Consider the following 18,805-nt stretch of genomic DNA (forward strand, 5'->3'; position numbering starts at 1 on the left):
CCCCCCCCCCCCCCCCCCCCCCCCCCCCCCCCCAGGGCGCCGTCCCGGTCGCGGGGCGGCCCCCACACCCCTTCACCGACGATCCGCATGGCTCCGAAGCCCAGGCGGTGGACGGGCAGGTCCCCTCCGAGGAGGAGGGTGCCCGCCTGTTCTGCGACGGGGGGAGTGGTGTGTGCGTCGGTCACTGTCTTCCTTCCACTGCGGCACGACGGCCGGGTTCGTGCCATGGTGCCAGGTCGGCGGGGGCGCGACCCGTGTCCGCCGCCCGTGTCGCCCCGGCCGGGGTCCGCAGGATTCCAGGTGGCGCGGGGGCACGCAAGGCGTCCGGGGCCCGGACCGGGGGCTACCGGAAGGCGTCGAGGTGGTCGTCGACCCACCGGGCGTAGGTGCGCCCGGGACGGCCCATGACCCGTTCGTAGTCCGGTGACACACAGTCGTCGGGGGCGGCCGCGTCCTCCTCGCCGGGATCCGACTCCCACAGCAGCCAGTCGCAGATCTCCGGTGGGACGCCCTGGGCGAGCCATAGGTCGCGTGCCTCGGCCAGGGTCAGCGCCACGAACGTGATCTCCCGTCCCAGCGCCCCGGCGATCACGGCGGCGCGTTCGGCCGGGGTGATCGGTTCGGGGCCGGTGATCTCGTATGCCCGTCCGTGGTGGCCGTCCTCCAGCAGCGCGACCGTCGCCACGTCCGCCATGTCCGCCTCGTGCACGGGCGCCCCGGGCTCGTCTCCCCGGGGAGCCCGGACCACCCCCTCGGCCCGGATCGAGTCGGGGAGGGAGTCGAGGTCGTTCACCATGAACTCGCCCCCGCGCAGGTGGGTCCACTCCAGACCGGAACGCTCCACCGCCTCCTCCACGGGGCGGTGGTGCAGGTGGCCGAAGTCGTGCTCGGCGTCGGGGTCGGTCCGGACCGAGGCCGAGGACATCAGGACGATCCTGCGTACCCCGGACCGACGGATGCGGTCGACGACCTCCTCGGCGGTCTCGGGGTGCGGGTAGAGCAGGACCGCGTCCACGTCGTCGAAGACGCCGTTCAGGGTCGCGGGACGTTCCAGGTCGCCCTCGACGGGGTCGACGCCCTTGGGGAAGATCCGGCGGGCGGGGTCGCGGCTGAGCGCGCGGACGGCGGCGCCGCGATCGAGGAGTCTCCGGACCACCAGCGAGCCGACGGTTCCGCTGGCTCCGGTCACCAGTACGCGCATGGCGCGGGTTCCTCTCCATGAGTCGATGGGGTCACCGTCGATCATAATGGGACATGAGAGTCCCATAAAGAGGGTTCAAGGTCCCTTTTTGGAGCACGCGGTAGGTTGGCGCCATGACGAGCACGGAGAACCCGAGGGCAGGGGTGCGAGCCCGGACGCGGGGGGCGATCCTGCGCGCCGCCGCCACCGTCCTGGCCCATGACCGCAACGCCCCGCTCTCGGAGGTGGCCGAGGCTGCGCGCGTGGGTCGCAGCACCCTGCACCGCTACTTCCCCGACCGCGACGGGCTGCTGGCCGCGACCTACGAGGAGGCGCTGTCGGAGATCGGGCGGGTCATGGAGGAGGCGCGTGTGGAGGAGGGGTCGGCTCTGGAGGCCATGCGGCGCGTGGTCGCCGCCCACGTGGAGGTGGGGGACTGGGTGGTCTTCGCCTTCGGTGACACCGCCAACGAGGTCTTCGACGACGCCCCCGACGCCGCCGACCCCGAACCCGAGATCCTCACGGATCTCGTGCGCAGGGGGCAGGCGGAGGGCGTCTTCGACCCGGACGCCGATCCGGCCTGGGCGGTCCAGGTCCTGTGGGCGCTGGTCTTCACCGGGCTGGAGCGGGCCGGGCGCGGGCAGATGCCCCGGCACGCGGTGGCCCCGGCGGTCGTGCGCACCCTGGAGCGGGGGATCTGCGTCCGGACGTGAGCGGGGGGGCGATCGGGGAGCGCGACCGTTCAGCGGCCGTGCCGCTCGGGGGCGGTCGTGTGCGCCTGGAGGACCGGTGGGGTCAGGGCCACGCGGTGCTCTCCGCAGTGGCACCGCTGGTAGACGACCATGCCCTCACTGGTCGGATGGGAGGAGTCGGTGGTCCAGAGGTGTTCGTGCTCGGTCATGGCACCCAGTCTGGTGTAATGGCATTATGCATCTCAACCCTTACGGGCAGGGGCCGCTCTCCCTGGCCGTGGACCTGGCCAACCGGCCCTGCTCCGACACCGCGGACCTGGAACGGCGCTGTGCCGAGGTGGGCTTCCTCCTGGAACGCCCGGTGGGGGAGCACGACCTCTCCGAGGTCCGCGCCTTCCTGACCGGGTGGGCCGCCGTCGTGGACAGCGCGGACCCGCCCGCCCGGGCCGAACGCCTCAACGCCCTGCTCACCGAGTACTCGGGTCCGCCGAGGCTCACCGACCACGCGGGCACCGGCTGGCACCTGCACTACCGCCCCGACGACCTGCCCGCCCACCGGCAGATCGCCTCCCTCATCGCCGTCGGCACCGCCCTGCACCTGACCGGTCGCGGTATGCACCGCCTCGGCCGCTGCGCGGCCGGGGGCTGCGCGCACGTGTACGCCGACTTCTCCCGCAACGGGAGGCAACGGTACTGTTCCCCCGCCTGCGGCAACCGCGACGCCGTCCGCCGCCACCGCGCCCGCACGGGCGCGGAGACCGAGGGAGCCGACGCCGGGCTCTGAGCCGTGCGCCCCCTGTCACCGCCGGGGACGCGGGGTCGCCCGTACCGTCTCACCAGCGAGGATGTGACACTGGTGCGATGGAAGAAGGTCTCCCGCGTTTCGACGCGAGCAGCCAGCGCGCGCTCGCGGATCTGCTGGTCCGGTTGGAGGAGGGAACGCACCCGTCCACGGACGACGTCACCGCCCTCCTGGGGCCCGTCGACGGCGCACTGGTCGAGCGGGTCAGGAGCCTGTCCTCGCGCCTGGCGCGCCTGCGGCGGCGCGAGGGCGAACTCTCCGCGCTGATCGCCAGCACACGCGACCTCGTCGAGGTGCGGGACGTGGAACCGCTGCTCAGGCGGCTGGTCGACCGCGCGCACGACCTCGTCGGAACGGACGTCACCTACCTGTCCGTCCACGACAGGGAGACCGACGAGCTCTTCGTGCGCGCCAGCCGGGGGACCGTCTCCCCGCGCTTCCCGGGCCTGCGGGTCCCGGCCGGAGCCGGGATCGCCAGCCGCGTGGTGCGCACCAACACCCCCCAGTGGACCTCCGACTACGGCGTGCGGGACGACTTCGACCGCGATCCGGGGATCGACGCCGCCATCGCGGAGGAACAGCTGCGCTCCCTCGTCGGGGTGCCGATGTCCGCCAACGGCGAGATCCTCGGGGTCCTCTTCGCCGCCGACCGCGCCTCCCGTCCCTTCGCCCGTGAGGAGATCGCCCTGCTGTCGGCCTTCGCCGACCAGGCGGCGGTCATCCTGCACACGGCACGCCTGTTCGCCGCCGCCACGGAGGCGGCGGACCGGGCCGAACGCCACTCCGAGGCGATGGCCGCCGCCGCCCGTGTGCACGAGCGGCTGACCGCGCTGGTCCTGTCCGGGCACGGACCACACGAGGTGGCCCTCACGCTGGCCGAATCCCTGGGACGTCCCGTCGCGGTCGCGGACCGGGACCACCGCACGGTCACCCGCACCTCGGAGGCGGCGGACGCGTGGTGGCCGGGCGGTCGACTCGCCCCGGCGGTCGCGAGGGCCCTCGCCCGCAGCCGCGAGTCCGGACACTGCGCCTCGGTGGAGGGCCCGGGCCCGGACGTGGTGGTCGCCGTCTCCGCCGGGGCCGAACTCCTGGGGGTGCTGCTCGTGGGGGCCGGCGACGCACCTCTGAGCGACGTCGAGCGCCGCACCATCGAACGGTCCGGGCAGATCCTCGCCCTCCTCACCATGCAGAGCGAGGCGGTCACCCACGCGGAGGAGCGGGTGCGCGGGGAGCTCGCCCTCGACCTGTTCTCCGGTGCCGCGGACACCGACACCCTCCGACGACGGGCCTCGGCGCGCGGCATCGTCCTGGACCAGCCCTGGACCGTGGTCGTCGTCCCCGTCCCCGACCGCCACCGGCACGCGGCGTACCGGTCCCTGGCCGTCCACGAGGGGTGGATGGCCGCGGCCCAGGGGGAGGGCGTGAGCGTGCTGGTCCCCGGCCGGGACCCGACCGCCGCCGCCGAACAGGTCGCCCAGCGGGTCGGGGCGGCCACGGAGGCGCCCGTGCTGGCGGTGGGCTCCGCCGTCGGCTCCCTCGCCGACCTGCCCGCCGTCCTCACCGAGGTTTGGGAGTGCGCGGCGTTCCTGCCCGCGCTGGGCGTGCGCCGTGGGGCCTTCGAGGTGGACGACTACGCGCCCTACCTGGCGATGTTCGGCACCGACGGTGGTCGTGCGCTCTCCTTCGTGGACCGCGTGATCGGACCCGTCGTCGCCTGGGACGCCCGGCACCACTCCGACCTCACCGGAACCATCACCGCCCTCGCCGGAAACGGCGGGAGCGTGACCCGTGCCGCGCGCGCCCTGTACGTCCACCCCAACACGGTCAAACAGCGGCTGGAGCGGGTGACCTCGCTCCTGGGCGAGGACTGGCGGTCCGCCGACTCCCTGTTCCGGGTGACCGTGGCCACCCGCCTCCACCTGCTCCGACAGGGCGGGAAAGTGACAGGGTGACCGCGGGTTTCCTGTCCGTTTCGGACATGTCGCCGAGGTGAACGGCGCTGCTTGGATGGACCAATCCGCAGTGACGTACCCCACACCGGGGGCGCCCCTTCCCTCAGGAGTGAATCCACACGTGGTGCAAACCAGCAGGTTGTCCGGTTTCCGTTCCCTCAGCGTCCAGGAGCGGCGCGCGAGCCTGGCCTCCGTCAGCGGCCTGGACGCGTCCGTGTTCGACGCCCTCGACCAGCACGGCCTGAGCGTGGCCGCCGCCGACCACATGATCGAGAACGCCGTCGGCGTGATGGGTGTCCCGGTCGGCGTCGCCACCAACTTCACCGTCAACGGACGTGACGTCCTGGTGCCGATGGCCACCGAGGAGTCCTCGGTGGTGGCCGCCGCGAGCAACGCCGCCCGCATCGCCCGGGTCCTGGGCGGCTTCCACACCAGCGCGACCGGCCCGGTGATGCAGGCACAGATCCAGGTCGTGGACGTGGCCGACCCCGAGGCCGCGCGTCTGCGGGTCCTGGAGGCCCGCGCCGAACTCGTCGCGCTGGCCAACGAGCAGGACCCCCGTCTCGTCGAGGTCGGCGGCGGCGTGCGTGACCTCACCGTCCGCACGGTCACGGCGTTCGACGAGACCTACGTCGTCGCCCACCTCGTGGTCGACGTGCGCGACGCCATGGGGGCCAACGCCGTCAACACCATGGCCGAGGCGGTGGCGCCCCGGCTGGCCGAGGCCGCCGGGGGCCGTCCGGTCCTGCGCATCCTCACCAACAAGGCCGACCTGCGACTCACCCGCGCGCGGGCCGTGCTGGACACCGAGGCCCTCGGGGGCGAGGCCATCGCCACCGACATGATCCACGCCTACCGCCTGGCCGCCGCCGACCCCTACCGCGCGGCCACCCACAACAAGGGCATCATGAACGGCGTCTCCGCCGTCGTGCTGGCCACCGGCAACGACACCCGCGCGGTCGAGTCCGGGGCCCACTCCCACGCCGTCGACGCGCAGGGCCGCTACACCTCGCTGTCCGCCTTCGAGCGCGACACCGACGGCAACGTCGTGGCCACCCTGGAACTGCCCACCCCGGTGGGCCTGGTCGGAGGCGCGACCCGCACCCACCCCGCGGCCCAGGCCGCCGTCGCGCTCACCGGGGTCGCCGACGCCACCGCGCTCGGTGAGCTCGTCACCGCCGTGGGCCTGGCACAGAACATCGCCGCCGTGCGGGCCCTGGCGGGCGAGGGTATCCAGCGCGGCCACATGTCCCTGCACGCCAGGAACATCGCCGTCGCCGCCGGAGCCAGCGGCGACGAGGTCGACCGCGTCGTGGCGGTGCTCGTCCAGGAGAAGGCCATCCGCCAGGACCGCGCCGAGGCCGTCCTCAGCCAGCTGAGGGGTCGATGATGTCCGGGCCCGCGACGGAGCCGGAGGAGGACGGCGGCCGCCTGCTGGAGATCTGGGGCGACACCGTCGACTCCCGTCACACGATCTGGGCCATCGCCCTGGGCGTCGGCCTGACTGTGCCCCTGTACCTGGGCGCCGAACTGCTGTTCTCCCGGCTGGTGGACGACGCGACGGTCGCCGGGACCTACGCCCTCCTCGTCGGGCTGGTCGGCTGCCTGCTCGCCGGGTTCGTCGGTGCCCTGCTGTTCGCGCCCAAGCGCGTGGTCACCGAACACGCGCCCACCGAGGAGAGCCGCCGCGCGGCCATGGACGCCGTCGAGGCCGACTACGGCCCGCTCGGCGACCCCAGCGAACTGTCCGAACCCGTGCGGAGTGAGCTGCGGGCGCTCGGGCTCTACGACGACCTGCTGGCGCAGCACCGCCGCCGCGAGGAGAGGGAGGCTCCGTGAGTCCCGAACTACTGACCGACGCCTCCTGGGCCCTGGGCATGGGCCTGATCGGCGCCGTGGTCTTCGCCTTCATCGGCCTGGCCTCCTACACCGACGAGACCGCCACCATCGCCCCGCTGACCCTGCTGGTGGTCCTGCTCGGTGTCCCGCCCGCGGGTGTGTTCACGTTCTTCATGGCGGGGATCGTCGCCAAGCACATCACCCACGCCATCCCCACCGCACTGCTGGGCATCCCCGGGGACACGCTGGCCGTGCCCATGCTCAGGGACGCCCAACTGCTCCGTGAGCTCGGGGTGCCGCACATCGCGCTGCGCAAGGCGATCTCCGGTGGCGTGGTCGCCGCCTTCCTGTCGGTGCCCCTGGCCGTGCTGTTCGCGTGGGCCCTGAGCCCCTTCGCGGACGCCATCGGAGAGGCGGCGCCGTGGATCTTCGTGGTCGCGGCCGTGCTCATCGCCTACACGTCCAAGGGCCGGCTGGCGGCGGTGCTCGCCCTGATCCCGTTCGTGCTGCTGGTCGTGGGCATGCAGGCCTTCGTCTCCCAGACGACCGGAGGGACGCTGACGATCAGCTTCTTCCTGGGCATCGCCACCGGGCCGCTGATCGCGGACCTGTTCCTGTCCCTGGCGCCCTCGGGGCGGGAGTCGCTGCGGCGCCGCGCCCGTCGCCGCTTCGACCTGGCGCCCGACACCCGGACCTGGTCCGGCCGCATCCCCAACCCGCTCAAGGTCCTGGACCGCAAGCAGGTCGGGTACACGAGCGCCGCCGCGGGCGTGTCCAGCGCGACCTTCGTGTTCTCCCCGGTCGCCATGACGGTCCTCATGGGCGAGATCGTCGGCGCCCGGATCAAGAACGGGTACCACCGGCTCACCACGGTGATGTCGGTGCGCAACGGCACCACGGAGTCCACCTACATCGCGGAGACCCTGATCCCGCTGATCGCGCTGGGGCTGCCCCTCTCGCCGATGGCCGCCGGGCCGGCCGCGCCGCTGTTCAACGCGCCGCCGGTGCACACCGTCAACACCGAGACGGGGGAGACGCACAACCTGCACGACCTGCTGTCCAGCGGCGAGTTCCTCCTCTACGGACTGCTGGGCGTGGTCATCGCCTCCGTCATCGCCTACCCGTTCGCGATGACCTACGCGCACCGGGCGGCCTCGTTCGTCATGCGACGGATCTCGCACGAGGCGATCATCGGCGCCTTCGCCGGGCTGATCCTGGTGATCTGCCTGTACGAGGGCGGCCTGCTCGCGGTGGGAGTGACCCTCACCGTGGGCCTGGTGGGCGGGCTGTTCGGGAAGATGTTCAACATGCACAGCGGCGTGCAGTTCATGGGCTTCTACGTCGCCGTCCTGACCGTCCCCCAGCTGCTCGCGCTGGCGGCCTGAACCCCCCGGACGCTCCGCGGCCCGACCCCGTCCTGGTCGGGCCGCGGAGCCGTGTCCGGGGTCAGCGCGCGGTGTCGCGTCGGGCCACCGAGGCGAGGTCGGCCTCGATGCGCGCGGTGGTCTCCAGCAGGGCGGGGAGCAGGTCGCGCCGGACGTCCTCGATCGAGGCTCGGTTGGCCTGCGCGGACACGTTGGTCGCGGCGATGACGTGACCGCTCGCGTCGCGGACGGGGGCGGCCAGCGAGCGTAGCCCCTCCTCCAGTTCCTGGTCGACGATCGCGTACCCCTGTTCGCGCACGCGCAGGATCTCGGACCGCAGGTCGGCGGGGCGGGTGAGGGTGAACCGGGTCAGCGGCCGCAGCTCCACCCGGTCCAGGTAGGCGTCGAGCTCGGCGTCTCCGTACCCGGCCAGCAGCACCCGGCCCATGGAGGTGGTGGAGGCGGGGAAGCGGGTGCCCACGGCGATGGACACCGCCATGATCCGCGAGGTCGCCACGCGGGCGACGTACAGGACGTCGTCCCCTTCGAGCACCGACACCGAGGCGGACTCGCGGACCTTCGCGGAGAGGTCCTCCAGGTGCGGTTGGGCCACGTCGGGCAGCCCGGCCGAGGCGACGTACGCGTACCCCAGCTCCAGCACGCGCGGTGTGAGGGCGAACATGCGGCCGTCGGTGCGTACGTACCCGAGGTCCACCAGCGTCAGCAGGAACCGCCGGGCCGCGGCCCGGGTGAGGTCGGTGACACGGGCGACCTCGCTGAGGGTCATCGACGGGCGCTCGGCCGAGAAGGCGCGGACGACCATGAGGCCCCGCTCCAGGGACTGCACGAAGTGTGCGCCGCGTTCGGGGGCGTCTTCGGTGGTCATGGGGCCTTCCAGGTCCGGGTGCGGGGGTCGTGTCGGTGCCGCGTCGGGTCGCGGCCCTCGCGATGTTCTCATACCGAACAGTCGGGCCGTGTCTTGACCCGTCCAGGGATCGGCGCTAACGTCGTACCCGATTGTTCGCACTGTGAACATTGATTCGCTATACGAACGGGAGGGTCGCCATGGCCGTGCCCCTGGACGAGGCGGTCCGGCGGCTCGTCCGCGACGGTGACACCGTCGCTCCGGAGGGGTTCACCCACCTCCTTCCCGTGGCGGCGGGGCACGAGGCCATCGGCCAGGGCCTGCGGGACCTGACCCTGGTCCGGATGACACCCGACCGCACCCCCGCGCCCACCGATACCGAACCGCCCGTGCTCCGCGCCCTGACCAGCGTCGCCTGAGACCCGGTGGGCCCTCACCACCCGGGCCCCGAACCGCGTCCTCGGCCGGGACGGACCGGCCCCCCACCACCCCCCCCACGGCGGCGCCACCGCGCCGGGCCACCCCCTCGGGGCCTCCGGGCCCGTCCGAATGGAAGGACCACATGTCCACCACCCCCGACGGCGGCGGGCCGTACGTGCCCGGCTACGTGCGGGACCACGGTTCCCACCCGCCCCTGGACTACCCCGGCTACCGGAGCACCGCGCTGCGCCACCCCCGGCGCCCGCTCACGCCGCTGCCGCACACGCTCACCGAGATCACCGCGCCCGTCCTGGGGGAGGACCGCCTCGGCCCCCACGACCACGACCTCACCCGACAGCACGACGGCGAACCCCAGGGACAGCGCGTCATCCTGCACGGCCGGGTCCGCGACAGCGGAGGCCTCCCCGTCCCGCACACCCTCGTGGAGATCTGGCAGGCCAACGCCGCCGGACGCTACCGCCACGCCGGGGACACCTGGCCCGCCCCGCTCGACCCCCACTTCAGCGGGGCGGGGAGGGTCCTCACGGACGCCGAGGGGCGGTACCGGTTCGTCACCGTCCGGCCCGGTGCCTATCCCTGGAAGAACCACCGGAACGCCTGGCGTCCCGCCCACGTCCACTTCTCGCTGTTCGGACGCGCCTTCACCCAGCGCCTGGTCACCCAGATGTACTTCCCCGACGACCCCCTGTTCTTCCAGGACCCGATGTGGCAGTCGGTCCCCGACGAACGTGCGCGCGAACGCATGCTGGCCCGGTACGACCACGACGCGACCGAACCCGAGTGGGCCCTCGCCTACCGGTGGGACATCGTGCTGCGTGGACGCGAGCAGACCCCGTTCGAGTCCGAGGAAGAGGTTCAGGAGGAGGACGAGTGAACGCCCGGACCACCGAAGACGAGGTGCCCACCACCCCGTCCCAGACCGTCGGCCCCTACCTGCACCTCGGCCTGCCGTGGCCGGACGGCCCCTTCGCCGTGGCGGAGGGCACGCCCGGCGCGGTCCACCTGCGCGGCACCGTGTACGACGGGGCGGGCGCCCCGGTCACCGACGCCCTGGTCGAGACCTGGCAGGCCGACCCGGACGGGCGCTTCGACCACCCCGACGACCCGCGCGGGGCCCGCTCCCTGCCCGGGTTCCGGGGGTTCGGCCGGTGCCCCACCGACGCCACCGGCTCCTACGGGATCCTCACCCTCAAGCCGGGCGGCGTCCCGGGACCCACCGGCGCGCAGGCGCCCCACGTCGACGTCTCCGTCTTCGCGCGCGGCATGCTGCACCGGGTCGTCACCCGCCTGTACTTTCCCGAGGAGGAGGCGGCCAACGCGGCCGACCCCGTCCTGAACTCGATCGAGGACCCGGCGGCCCGCGCCACCCTCGTGGCCCACAGGGAGGAGGACGGCTACCGCCTCGACATCCGCCTCCAGGGGGAGGGGGAGACCGTCTTCTTCGACGTCTGACCGCGCGCCCGTCCGACCCAGGGAGCACCCATGACCGGCCTGTTCGACGGTGTCCTCAACCACGGCCCCCTCGGACCGCTCACCGACGACACCGCCTGGATCCGGGCCATGCTCGACACGGAGGCCGCCCTCGCCCGAGCCCTGGCCGACACCGGTGTCATCACCCGGGAGCGGGCCGAGACCATCGCCGCCACCTGCGTCGCCGCCCACTATGACCCGGCGGCCCTGGGGCGGGCCGCCGCGGGCGGTGGCAACCCGGTCATCCCGCTGGTCGGGCAGCTCACCGCGGACGTCCGTGAGGTGGACCCCGAAGCGGCCCGTCACGTCCACCAGGGCGCCACCAGCCAGGACGTCATGGACACCGCCGCCATGCTCCTGGTCCGCAGGGCCGGTCACGCCCTGCGCGCCGAACTCGCCGCCCTCACCCAGGAGCTGCGCGCCCTGGCCGACCGGCACCGCACCACCCCCGTGCCCGGTCGCACCCTGCTCCAGCAGGCTCTGCCCACCACCTTCGGAGCCGTCGTCGCGAGCTGGACCTCGGGCCTGACCGGTGCCGCCGAGCGGCTCGGCGAGGTGCTGGACCACCGCCTGGCCACCCAGCTCGGCGGAGCCGTGGGCACCCTCGCCTCCCTGCACCCACACGGTCCGGCGGTGGCGGCCGCCTTCGCCGCCCGCCTCGACCTGCCCGAACCCCTCCTGCCCTGGCACACCGAACGCGGTCGCGTCACCGAGATCGCCGGCGCGCTCGGCCGGGTGAGCGGAGCGGCGGGGAACGCCGCACAGGACGTCGTGCTGCTCGCCCAGACGGAGGTCGGTGAGGTCAGCGAGGAGGGCGGGAGCGGCGTGGGCGGATCCTCCACCATGCCGCACAAGCGCAACCCGGTCGCCGCCGTCAGCGCCCTCGCCGCCGCCCGTCAGACACCCGGGCTGGTGGCCACCCTGTTCGCCGCGCAGATCCAGGAGCACCAACGCGCCGCCGGTGCGTGGCAGGCCGAGTGGCTGCCCCTGACCGACCTGCTCCGGCGTACCGGCTCCGCGGTCTCCTGGTTGCGCGTGAGCGTCGAACGGCTCCGCGTGCACCCCGACCGCATGGCCGCCAACCTCGACCTCACCGGCGGGTCCGCGCTCAGCGAGCGCCTCACCGCCGACCTGACCCCCGAGCTCGGCCGCCTGGCGGCCCACCAGCGCGTCGGCGCGGCCTGCCGGGCCGCGGTGGACGAGGACCGCGACCCGGTCGAGGTCCTGGCCGAACACCTCCACGACCTGCGCACCCGTGACCGGATCAGATCCCTGCTCGACCCCGTCGACTACCTCGGCGCCGCACCGGTGTTCACCGACCGGGTGACGGGTAGGACCGGCCGGACGGCCTCCACCGACCAAGAAGAAGTAGGAACCGATGAGCGTTGACCTCCACCACGTCGTGAGCGGACCGGCGGACGCACCGCCCCTGGTGCTGGCCGGATCCCTCGGCACCACCCATCGGATGTGGGAGCCGCAGGTGGACGCGCTCTCCGCCGTCTTCCGGGTGATCCGCGTGGACCTGCGCGGACACGGGGCGTCGCCCGCGCCCGAGGGCCCCTACAGCATGGCCGACCTGGGCGGGGACGTCCTCGCCCTGCTCGACCGGCTCGGGATCGGTCGCGCCCACTACGTGGGCCTGTCCATCGGTGGCATGGTCGGCCAGTGGCTGGCCGTCCACGCCCCCGAACGGGTCGACGGGCTCGTGCTCCTGGCCACCTCCCCACACATGGGGCCCGCCCGGAACTGGCGGGACCGCGCCGCCCTGGCCCGGGACCAGGGGACCGTCGCCCTGGCCGACGGGGTCGTGCAGCGGTGGTTCACCCCGGCCTTCGCCTCGGAACACCCCCACGACGTCACGCTCCTGCGCGACCAGATCGTGGACACCCCCGACGAGGGTTACGCGGGCTGCTGTGGCGCCATCGAGCACCACGACGTACGGGACGACCTGCACCGCGTCACTGCTCCCACACTGGTCGTGGCCGGAGCCGACGACCCCTCGACCCCGGCCGAGGAGCACGGGGCGCTCATCGCGGAACGCGTGCCCGGGGCGCGGTTCGTGGTGCTGGAGGGCGCCGCCCATCTGCTCTCGTGGTCGCACGCGGCCCGGGTCAACACCCTCATCACCCAGCACCTGGCCGCGATCGACCGCCATGGCGCCGGGACGCGGGTGCGCCGGAGCGTGCTCGGTGACGCCCACGTGGACCGGGCCGAGGCCCGCACGAGCGCCTTCACCGAACCCTTCCAGGACCTCATCACCCGCTACGCCTGGGGCGAGGTGTGGACCCGGCCCGGACTGGACCGGCGCACCCGCAGCTGCATGGTGCTCACCGCCCTGGTGGCCAAGGGCCACTGGGACGAGTTGGCCCTGCACGTGCGGGCCGCCCTGCGCAACGGCCTGACCCCGGACGAGGTCGGGGAGGTGTTCCTCCAGACGGCCGTCTACTGCGGGGTCCCGGCCGCCAACAAGGCGTTCGCGATCGCGCAGGGGGTCTTCGACGAGGACGCCAAGGAGGCGTGAACCGGCGCCGCGCCGGAGGGGGCGGACGGCGCACCGCCCAGGAGCGCGGCCGTTCCCCGCTCCGTCGGTGGTCGGGTGTACAAGGGAGGGCATGGACCACAACGGACAGGATCTGACGGCGCGGGGCGCACGCCTACGCGAGCTGCACCGGGGGCCGGAACCCTTCGTGATCGCGAACGTCTGGGACGCCGGGTCCGCCCGGCTGCTGGGCGGGCTCGGCTTCGCGGCCCTGGCCACCACCAGCGGGGGGCTGGCGCACGGGCTGGGACGCCGGGACGGCGCCGGGCTGGTCTCGCGCGAGGAGACCCTGCGCAACGCCTCGGTGATCGCGGCCGCCACGGACCTGCCGGTCTCGGCGGACCTGGAGGACGGCTTCGGGCGCGCCCCCGAGGAGGTGGCCCGCACCTTCATGGCGGCCGGAGCCACGGGGATCGTGGGCGGTTCGGTGGAGGACACCACCGCCGACCCCGACGCGCCGATCCACGAGTTCGGGCTGGCGGTCGAGCGGGTCCGGGCCGCCGTGGAGGCGGCGCGGACCCTGCCCTTCCCGTTCACGGTCACCGCCCGGGCGGAGAACCACCTGTACGGACGCCAGGACCTGGAGGACACGATCCGAAGGCTCAGAGCCTTCGAGGAGGCCGGGGCCGACGTGCTCTTCGCCCCGGGGCTGCCGGACGCGGACGCCATCCGGGCGGTGTGCTCCTCGGTCGGCCGCCCCGTCAACGTGCTGGCCTCGGGGGCGGCGGCCGGGATGTCCGTGGCGGAGCTGGGTGCCCTGGGGGCCCGGCGGATCAGTCTCGGGTCGGGGCTGTCGCGGTCGGCGCTGGCCGGAGCGCTGGCGGCCGCCCGGGAGATCGCCGAGGAGGGGACCTTCGGGCGGATGTCGGCCGCGGCGTCGAAGTCGGAGATCGACGGAATGCTGTGAACGGGACGGCGCGAGGGGTCAGCGTTTGTAGGCCACCCCGGCCGTCTCCCACCGCTTGACGTCGGGGTCGACGGGACGTGGACGCGGCTCGTTCCCGGGGTGGCGCCAGCTGGCGCAGTCCACCAACGTCGGGTCCGCGTCCCGCCCGTCGGTCCAGGGGCTGACCGGTTCCAGGCCCTCGAACACCTGGGAGGCCTCCGCGGGGGTACGGACCCGCCCCCAGGCGGTGCCGAACTCCAGCATCATGCCGTCCATCCAGGCGGCGGCAGCCGGGTCGTCGGAGACGACGTGCGAGTAGATGACGGCGGAACCGGGCACGACCCGCTCCATGAGGGAGCGCACCATGCCGAACGGGTCGCTGTCGTCGGGCAGGCAGTGCAGCAGGGAGACCAGCATGACGCAGATCGGCTGGTCGAGGTCGATCAGCTTCTCGGCCTCGGGGGAGTTCAGGATCTCGTCCGTGTCGCGGACGTCGGCGTGCAGGAAGGCGGTCGACTGGCTGTCGCCCAGGAGCGCCCGCCCGTGCGCGAGCACGATGGGATCGTTGTCGACGTAGAGGACCCGGGCCCTCGGCTCGGTCCGTTGCGCGACCTGGTGGGTGTTGTCCGTGGTGGGAAGGCCCGCGCCCAGGTCCAGGAACTGGTCCACCCCCTGGGAGACGACGTGGTCCACGGCACGACCGAGGAAGGCCCGGTTGTCGTTGGCACAGGCGACGAGCTCGGGCATGTGCTCGGCCAGCGCCTCACAGGCCTTGCGGTCCGGCGCGAAGTTGTCTTTCCCTCCCAGGAGGTAGTCGTACATCCGCGCGATGCTCGGAGTGTCCATGTCGATGTGTGGGGGGAAGCGATCGGCCATAGAGAGAGGTACCAATCAGGACTAGTCGTGCGGGGTCATCTCCAGGCGAATCGTAACCGTGTTTCGGTGTCCTTACTGGCGTTTTCCACAAGAAAATCGATCGGGAACGTCAAGTGCCATCCCCGGTTCCCGAATAGCGCTTCGCGGAACGGTCGAAACCGGGCAGGTGATCCGCGACATGCCCTGGGGCCACGGCCCTGACACGGTCTCCGACCCCCTCCGGCAGGGGAGGTGGCGGGGGTGTGACGGGAGAGGACCAGAAGCCCGCCGGGGAAAGGGGATTGGTTGTTCGTGCCTGTGCGGCGACAACATCGATTCCGGTTTCACCGTGTTCCCGGGAATGGTCTCCGTCCCCGCCGTTCCCGAACTCGGTACCCACGGAGGAGGAGCCCTTCGCGCCGCCCGGCAGGCCCCGGACCAGTTCCACCAACGCGCGCCGTTCCCGGCCCGCCCACCGGGTCAGGACGAAGGGGTCGCGGTCGGCCTCGGCCCCCAGCGCCGCCGCGACCGCTCCCAGGTGCGCGCAACGTCCGTCCCAGTGGTCGCAGGAGCACGTCGCGACCAAACCGGCCCACCCGTCCGGCACCAGGTCCAGACCGAGCAGCGCGAACACGCGGGCCGCCGCCTCGGGCAGTTCCCCGGCGAGAACACGGGCGCGGAACAGCGGCTGCGAGGCCAGCGCCGCGCCCACCCGATCCCACTCCGGTCCCTCCCAGACGGTCCGGATCAGGCTCACCTCGTGCCCCAGGACCCGGGCCGAGACCTCACCGGGCCGCACCGAGAACCGCTCCACCGCCGAGCCACCGCCACCGGCCCCGCCCAGCGCTTCGCGCACCAGCTCCGACCAGCTCATCCCGAGACCGCCTCCGGCGCCAGCCGCACCACCTCGCGCAGGTCCTCCACCGACAGTCCGCCCAGCCAACCCTCGCCGGTGGCCACGGCGCCGTCGGCCAGCACGCTCTTGCGCGTGATCATCTCGTCCACCCGTTCCTCCACGGTGCCCACGCACACCAGCTTGCGTACCTGCACGTTCCGGCGCTGACCGATCCGGAAGGCCCGGTCGGTGGCCTGGTTCTCCACCGCCGGGTTCCACCACCGGTCCACGTGCACGACGTGGTTGGCGGCGGTCAGGTTCAGCCCGGTCCCGGCGGCCTTGAGCGACAGCAGGAACACCACCGGCCCCGCCACCGTCTGGAAGTGCTCCGTCATCCGCTCGCGCTCGGCGCGGGAGGTCCCGCCGTGCAGCCACAGCACGGGTACCCCCAGCCGGGACCTCAGATAGGGAGCCAGGCGCTCACCCCAGCGGGCGTACTGCGTGAAGCACAGCGCCTTGTCCCCCTCGGCCACCGCCTCGCCCAGGATCGACTCCAGACGGTCGAGCTTGCCCGAGCGGCCCGCCAGCGCCGAGCCGTCCCCGAGGAACTGCGCCGGGTGGTTGCAGATCTGCTTGAGCCGGGACATGGACGACAGCACCAGCCCCTTGCGCTCCTTCTCGTCGGCCTCCGCCATCCGCTCGGACAGGTCGTCCACCACCGCCTTGTACAGCGAGGCCTGCTCGGGGGTGAGCGTGCACCAGGTGCGCATCTCCTGCTTCTCCGGCAGGTCCGCGATGATCGTACGATCGGTCTTCAGACGTCGCAGCACGAACGGCCCGGTGAGCCGCCGCACCAGGTCCGTTCCCTCGCCGGTGCCCTCCTCCGCCTCGGCCCGGTCGGCCACCGCGCGCTGGAAGTCGGCCGCCGTCCCCAGCAGCCCGGGGTTGGCGAAGTCCATCACCGACCACAGCTCTCCCAGGTTGTTCTCCACCGGGGTTCCGGTGAGCGCGATCCGCGTCGCGGCGGGCAGCGAGCGCACCGCCCGCGCCTGCCGGGTGGCGTGGTTCTTCAGCGCCTGGGCCTCGTCGCAGACCACCCGGTGCCAGGGCATGCCCGACAGCTCCTCGGCGTCGCGCGCCACCACCCCGTAGGTGGTCACCACCAGGTCGCAGCCGCCCACGAGGCGCGCCAGGGCGTTGCCGGTCGGCCGGTCGGGCCCGTGCTGGACGTGCACCCGCAGCCCCGGGGCGAACCGCTCCGCCTCCTTGCGCCAGTTGCCGACCAGCGACACCGGGCAGACCAGCAGGGTCGGGCCGGGCACCGCCTCCCCGGCGCGCTCGTCGGTGAGCAGGGCCAGCAGCTGCACGGTCTTGCCCAGCCCCATGTCGTCGGCGAGCACGGCGCCCAGCCCGAGCTCGCCCAGGAACCGCAGCCAGGCCGAACCCCGGTCCTGGTAGGGGCGGAGCGTCCCCTCGAACCCCGGTGGGGAGCCCATGGGGCGGAGCGCGGCCTCGGCCCCGCCGTCCAGCAGGGCACCCAGCGGACCTCCGGCCACCACGTCCGCCACCGGCAGCGGGGTCGGCTCCGCGCCGATCGCCGTCCGCAGCGCCTCCTCGCGCCGGACCGGCCCCCGGCCGCTCCGGCGCATCAGGTCCAGGGCGGCCTCGACGCGTCCGGGATCCATCTCCATCCACCGGCCGCGCACCTGGACCAGTGAGCGCTTGAGCCGCGCCAGTTCCGCGAGCTCGGCCAGTTCCGTCTCGTCCAGCGGCTCCTGCCCGCCGGGGCCGCGCAACAACGCCTCGAAGGACACGTCCACCAGTGCGGTGGGGCCCACCCCGCCGCGACCCCGCCGTTTCGGTTCCTCGCTGACCGTCATGCGCAGCGCGAGGGCGCCGCGGCCGCTCCACTCGGGCAGGACCACGCCGAACCCCGCCGAGGTGAGCCGGGCGGCGGCCTCGCCCACGAAGTTCTGCGCCCGCGCGGTGTCCATGGTGAGACGGGCCGGGGCCAGGTCCGCCAGGGCGCGCCGGAGGGCGGGCAGGTGGCGGGCGGCCCGGCGCAGGTCGGCCAGGGCGGTCGACCCCACGTCCTCGGGAAGCCAGGCGGCGCCCTCACCCAGCCAGACCCGTTCCAGGGGCAGGCGCAGTCCGGGGTCGGAGGTGGAGCGCACCCAGAACTCCAGGGTCCAGGGGCGCGGGCCGCCGTGCGCGCCCTCGGGCTCGGGTTCGCGCAGGACGAAGAGGAGTTGGGCCCGGCCCCCGCCCCGGACCCGGGAGCGCCACTCCCGCAGCGGCCCGCGCAGCGCGCGTGCGGTGTCGGTGTCCACCCGGGTGTGCCGCCCCGTGAGGGCCGCCGCCAGCCGGGCGGCCGGCGGGACCTCGGGGCCCGGGAGTGTGTCCTCACCGGTCGCCCCGGGCGCGGCGGTGGCCAGGCGCCGGGCGACGGCGTCGGTGAGCAGTTCGAGCGGGGCCAGCACGCACAGCCGGGCCGCCTCGGCCCGCTCCGCCGGGGGCAGGTGGGCGACCGCCGCCGGAGGGAGCGCGCGGGTGAGGGCCGCCAGGTGCTCCTCGGCGGTGTCCAGGGGGGCGGGACGCCACCGGGCCAGGGGCGGGTCACCGACGAGGTCGGGCAGGACGCCTCCGGCCCGGACCAGGTTCTCGGCGAGGACGTGCACCGCGCCCAGGTGCGTCAGGGCGGGCCCGGCCGCCACGGGCAGGGAGTCGAGCGCCGACAACAGGGTGTCGGCCTCGGCAGGGGTCAGCTCCAGCCCGGGCACCGTCCAGGCGCGGAACTCGGCGGGCGCGGTGTCGTCGGTGTCGGACGGGGCGGGCGCCCCGGAGCTCCCCGGCAGCCACAGGAGCGGCGCGGTCGCGCCGGGGGAGTCGGGATCGATCCCCGCCTTGGCGGCCACCGCGCGCAGCTGCGCCAGCCCGGCGGCCCCGGGGTGCGCCCCAGCGTCAGGGGCACCCGAGGCCTCTCGGGCCCCGTCCCCGCCCTCACCCCAGAGCACCAGCGTGTCCCTGGACCACACCGCGTGCAGAACCCGCACCACACCCCCCGCACCGAACACGAACGTCGTCG

Annotated in this window: 17 protein-coding genes and 2 pseudogenes; 12 read left to right on the top strand and 7 right to left on the bottom strand. The window is 73.7% G+C overall.

All coding sequences use genetic code 11. The features are described 5' to 3' along the window. Together ACRWK8_RS08825 and ACRWK8_RS08830 are read right to left on the bottom strand one after the other, a co-directional pair. Positions 1-185, bottom strand: a pseudogene (locus ACRWK8_RS08825) (hypothetical protein); the annotation flags it as partial. Between the two features lie 158 nt (positions 186-343). Continuing rightward, positions 344-1,201 carry an NAD(P)H-binding protein gene (locus ACRWK8_RS08830; protein ID WP_431869505.1) on the bottom strand — a complete coding sequence of 286 codons (858 nt, stop codon included), beginning with the start codon at positions 1,199-1,201 and terminating at the stop codon, positions 344-346. Between the two features lie 113 nt (positions 1,202-1,314). On the opposite strand from ACRWK8_RS08830, the gene ACRWK8_RS08835 reads away from it, so the two are divergent. Continuing rightward, complete coding sequence (locus tag ACRWK8_RS08835; protein WP_431869507.1) at positions 1,315-1,893, top strand: TetR/AcrR family transcriptional regulator; 579 nt, start codon at positions 1,315-1,317, stop codon at positions 1,891-1,893. Positions 1,894-1,922: 29 nt separating this feature from the next. Here the strand turns inward: ACRWK8_RS08835 and ACRWK8_RS08840 are convergent, their stop codons facing one another. Next, positions 1,923-2,081: a hypothetical protein gene (locus ACRWK8_RS08840; protein ID WP_378736552.1), complete on the bottom strand. Its 159-nt coding sequence runs from the start codon at positions 2,079-2,081 to the stop codon at positions 1,923-1,925. A gap of 26 nt (positions 2,082-2,107) precedes the next feature. On the opposite strand from ACRWK8_RS08840, the gene ACRWK8_RS08845 reads away from it, so the two are divergent. From ACRWK8_RS08845 to ACRWK8_RS08865, 5 genes are all read left to right on the top strand, one after another. Next, entirely contained in the window at positions 2,108-2,656 is a 549-nt protein-coding gene (locus tag ACRWK8_RS08845) for a CGNR zinc finger domain-containing protein (RefSeq protein WP_378736550.1), read from the top strand. A 77-nt stretch (positions 2,657-2,733) separates the two neighbouring features. Beyond that, a complete protein-coding gene (locus tag ACRWK8_RS08850; RefSeq protein ID WP_431869510.1) occupies positions 2,734-4,626 on the top strand; it encodes a helix-turn-helix domain-containing protein in 1,893 nt (630 codons plus the stop codon). 121 nt (positions 4,627-4,747) lie between these two features. Further along, positions 4,748-6,016 carry a hydroxymethylglutaryl-CoA reductase, degradative gene (locus tag ACRWK8_RS08855; protein WP_431869512.1) on the top strand — a complete coding sequence of 423 codons (1,269 nt, stop codon included), beginning with the start codon at positions 4,748-4,750 and terminating at the stop codon, positions 6,014-6,016. Then, a complete protein-coding gene (locus ACRWK8_RS08860; protein WP_431869514.1) occupies positions 6,016-6,465 on the top strand; it encodes a hypothetical protein in 450 nt (149 codons plus the stop codon). Before ACRWK8_RS08855 ends, ACRWK8_RS08860 begins: the two co-directional genes overlap by 1 nt. Further along, positions 6,462-7,850 (top strand): tripartite tricarboxylate transporter permease, encoded by a 1,389-nt coding sequence (locus ACRWK8_RS08865; RefSeq protein ID WP_378736542.1) that lies wholly within the window; start codon positions 6,462-6,464, stop codon positions 7,848-7,850. The genes ACRWK8_RS08860 and ACRWK8_RS08865 overlap by 4 nt, the downstream gene beginning before the upstream one ends. A gap of 61 nt (positions 7,851-7,911) precedes the next feature. Here the strand turns inward: ACRWK8_RS08865 and ACRWK8_RS08870 are convergent, their stop codons facing one another. Further along, positions 7,912-8,715, bottom strand: coding sequence for an IclR family transcriptional regulator domain-containing protein (locus tag ACRWK8_RS08870; protein ID WP_378736540.1), 804 nt, complete (start codon positions 8,713-8,715; stop codon positions 7,912-7,914). 179 nt (positions 8,716-8,894) lie between these two features. Between ACRWK8_RS08870 and ACRWK8_RS08875 the strand changes: the two are divergent. The 6 genes and pseudogenes from ACRWK8_RS08875 to ACRWK8_RS08900 all read left to right on the top strand — a co-directional run. Next, a pseudogene (locus ACRWK8_RS08875) lies at positions 8,895-9,050 on the top strand (CoA transferase subunit A); the annotation flags it as partial. Positions 9,051-9,256: 206 nt separating this feature from the next. Beyond that, positions 9,257-10,009 (top strand): protocatechuate 3,4-dioxygenase subunit beta, encoded by a 753-nt coding sequence (gene pcaH, locus ACRWK8_RS08880; RefSeq protein ID WP_378736538.1) that lies wholly within the window; start codon positions 9,257-9,259, stop codon positions 10,007-10,009. Next, positions 10,006-10,587, top strand: coding sequence for a protocatechuate 3,4-dioxygenase subunit alpha (pcaG, locus tag ACRWK8_RS08885; protein WP_378736536.1), 582 nt, complete (start codon positions 10,006-10,008; stop codon positions 10,585-10,587). Before pcaH ends, pcaG begins: the two co-directional genes overlap by 4 nt. 30 nt (positions 10,588-10,617) lie before the next feature. After that, a complete protein-coding gene (gene pcaB, locus ACRWK8_RS08890; protein WP_431869517.1) occupies positions 10,618-11,994 on the top strand; it encodes a 3-carboxy-cis,cis-muconate cycloisomerase in 1,377 nt (458 codons plus the stop codon). Next, entirely contained in the window at positions 11,984-13,126 is a 1,143-nt protein-coding gene (gene pcaDC, locus ACRWK8_RS08895) for a bifunctional 3-oxoadipate enol-lactonase/4-carboxymuconolactone decarboxylase PcaDC (protein WP_431869519.1), read from the top strand. Before pcaB ends, pcaDC begins: the two co-directional genes overlap by 11 nt. A gap of 91 nt (positions 13,127-13,217) precedes the next feature. Continuing rightward, a complete protein-coding gene (locus ACRWK8_RS08900; RefSeq protein WP_378736530.1) occupies positions 13,218-14,051 on the top strand; it encodes an isocitrate lyase/PEP mutase family protein in 834 nt (277 codons plus the stop codon). Positions 14,052-14,069: 18 nt separating this feature from the next. Here ACRWK8_RS08900 and ACRWK8_RS08905 read toward each other — a convergent pair whose 3' ends face one another. The 3 genes from ACRWK8_RS08905 to ACRWK8_RS08915 all read right to left on the bottom strand — a co-directional run bounded on the left by ACRWK8_RS08905 (position 14,070) and on the right by ACRWK8_RS08915 (position 18,773). Beyond that, positions 14,070-14,906 (bottom strand): SAM-dependent methyltransferase, encoded by an 837-nt coding sequence (locus ACRWK8_RS08905; protein ID WP_378736528.1) that lies wholly within the window; start codon positions 14,904-14,906, stop codon positions 14,070-14,072. 109 nt (positions 14,907-15,015) lie between these two features. Further along, a complete protein-coding gene (locus ACRWK8_RS08910; protein ID WP_431869522.1) occupies positions 15,016-15,759 on the bottom strand; it encodes a hypothetical protein in 744 nt (247 codons plus the stop codon). Then, entirely contained in the window at positions 15,756-18,773 is a 3,018-nt protein-coding gene (locus ACRWK8_RS08915; RefSeq protein ID WP_431869653.1) for a DEAD/DEAH box helicase, read from the bottom strand. The genes ACRWK8_RS08910 and ACRWK8_RS08915 overlap by 4 nt, the downstream gene beginning before the upstream one ends. Between the last annotated feature and the right edge of the window lie 32 nt (positions 18,774-18,805).

The organism is Nocardiopsis eucommiae (assembly GCF_965344335.1).
In the GTDB taxonomy this organism is placed as follows: Bacteria; Actinomycetota; Actinomycetes; order Streptosporangiales; family Streptosporangiaceae; genus Nocardiopsis; species Nocardiopsis eucommiae.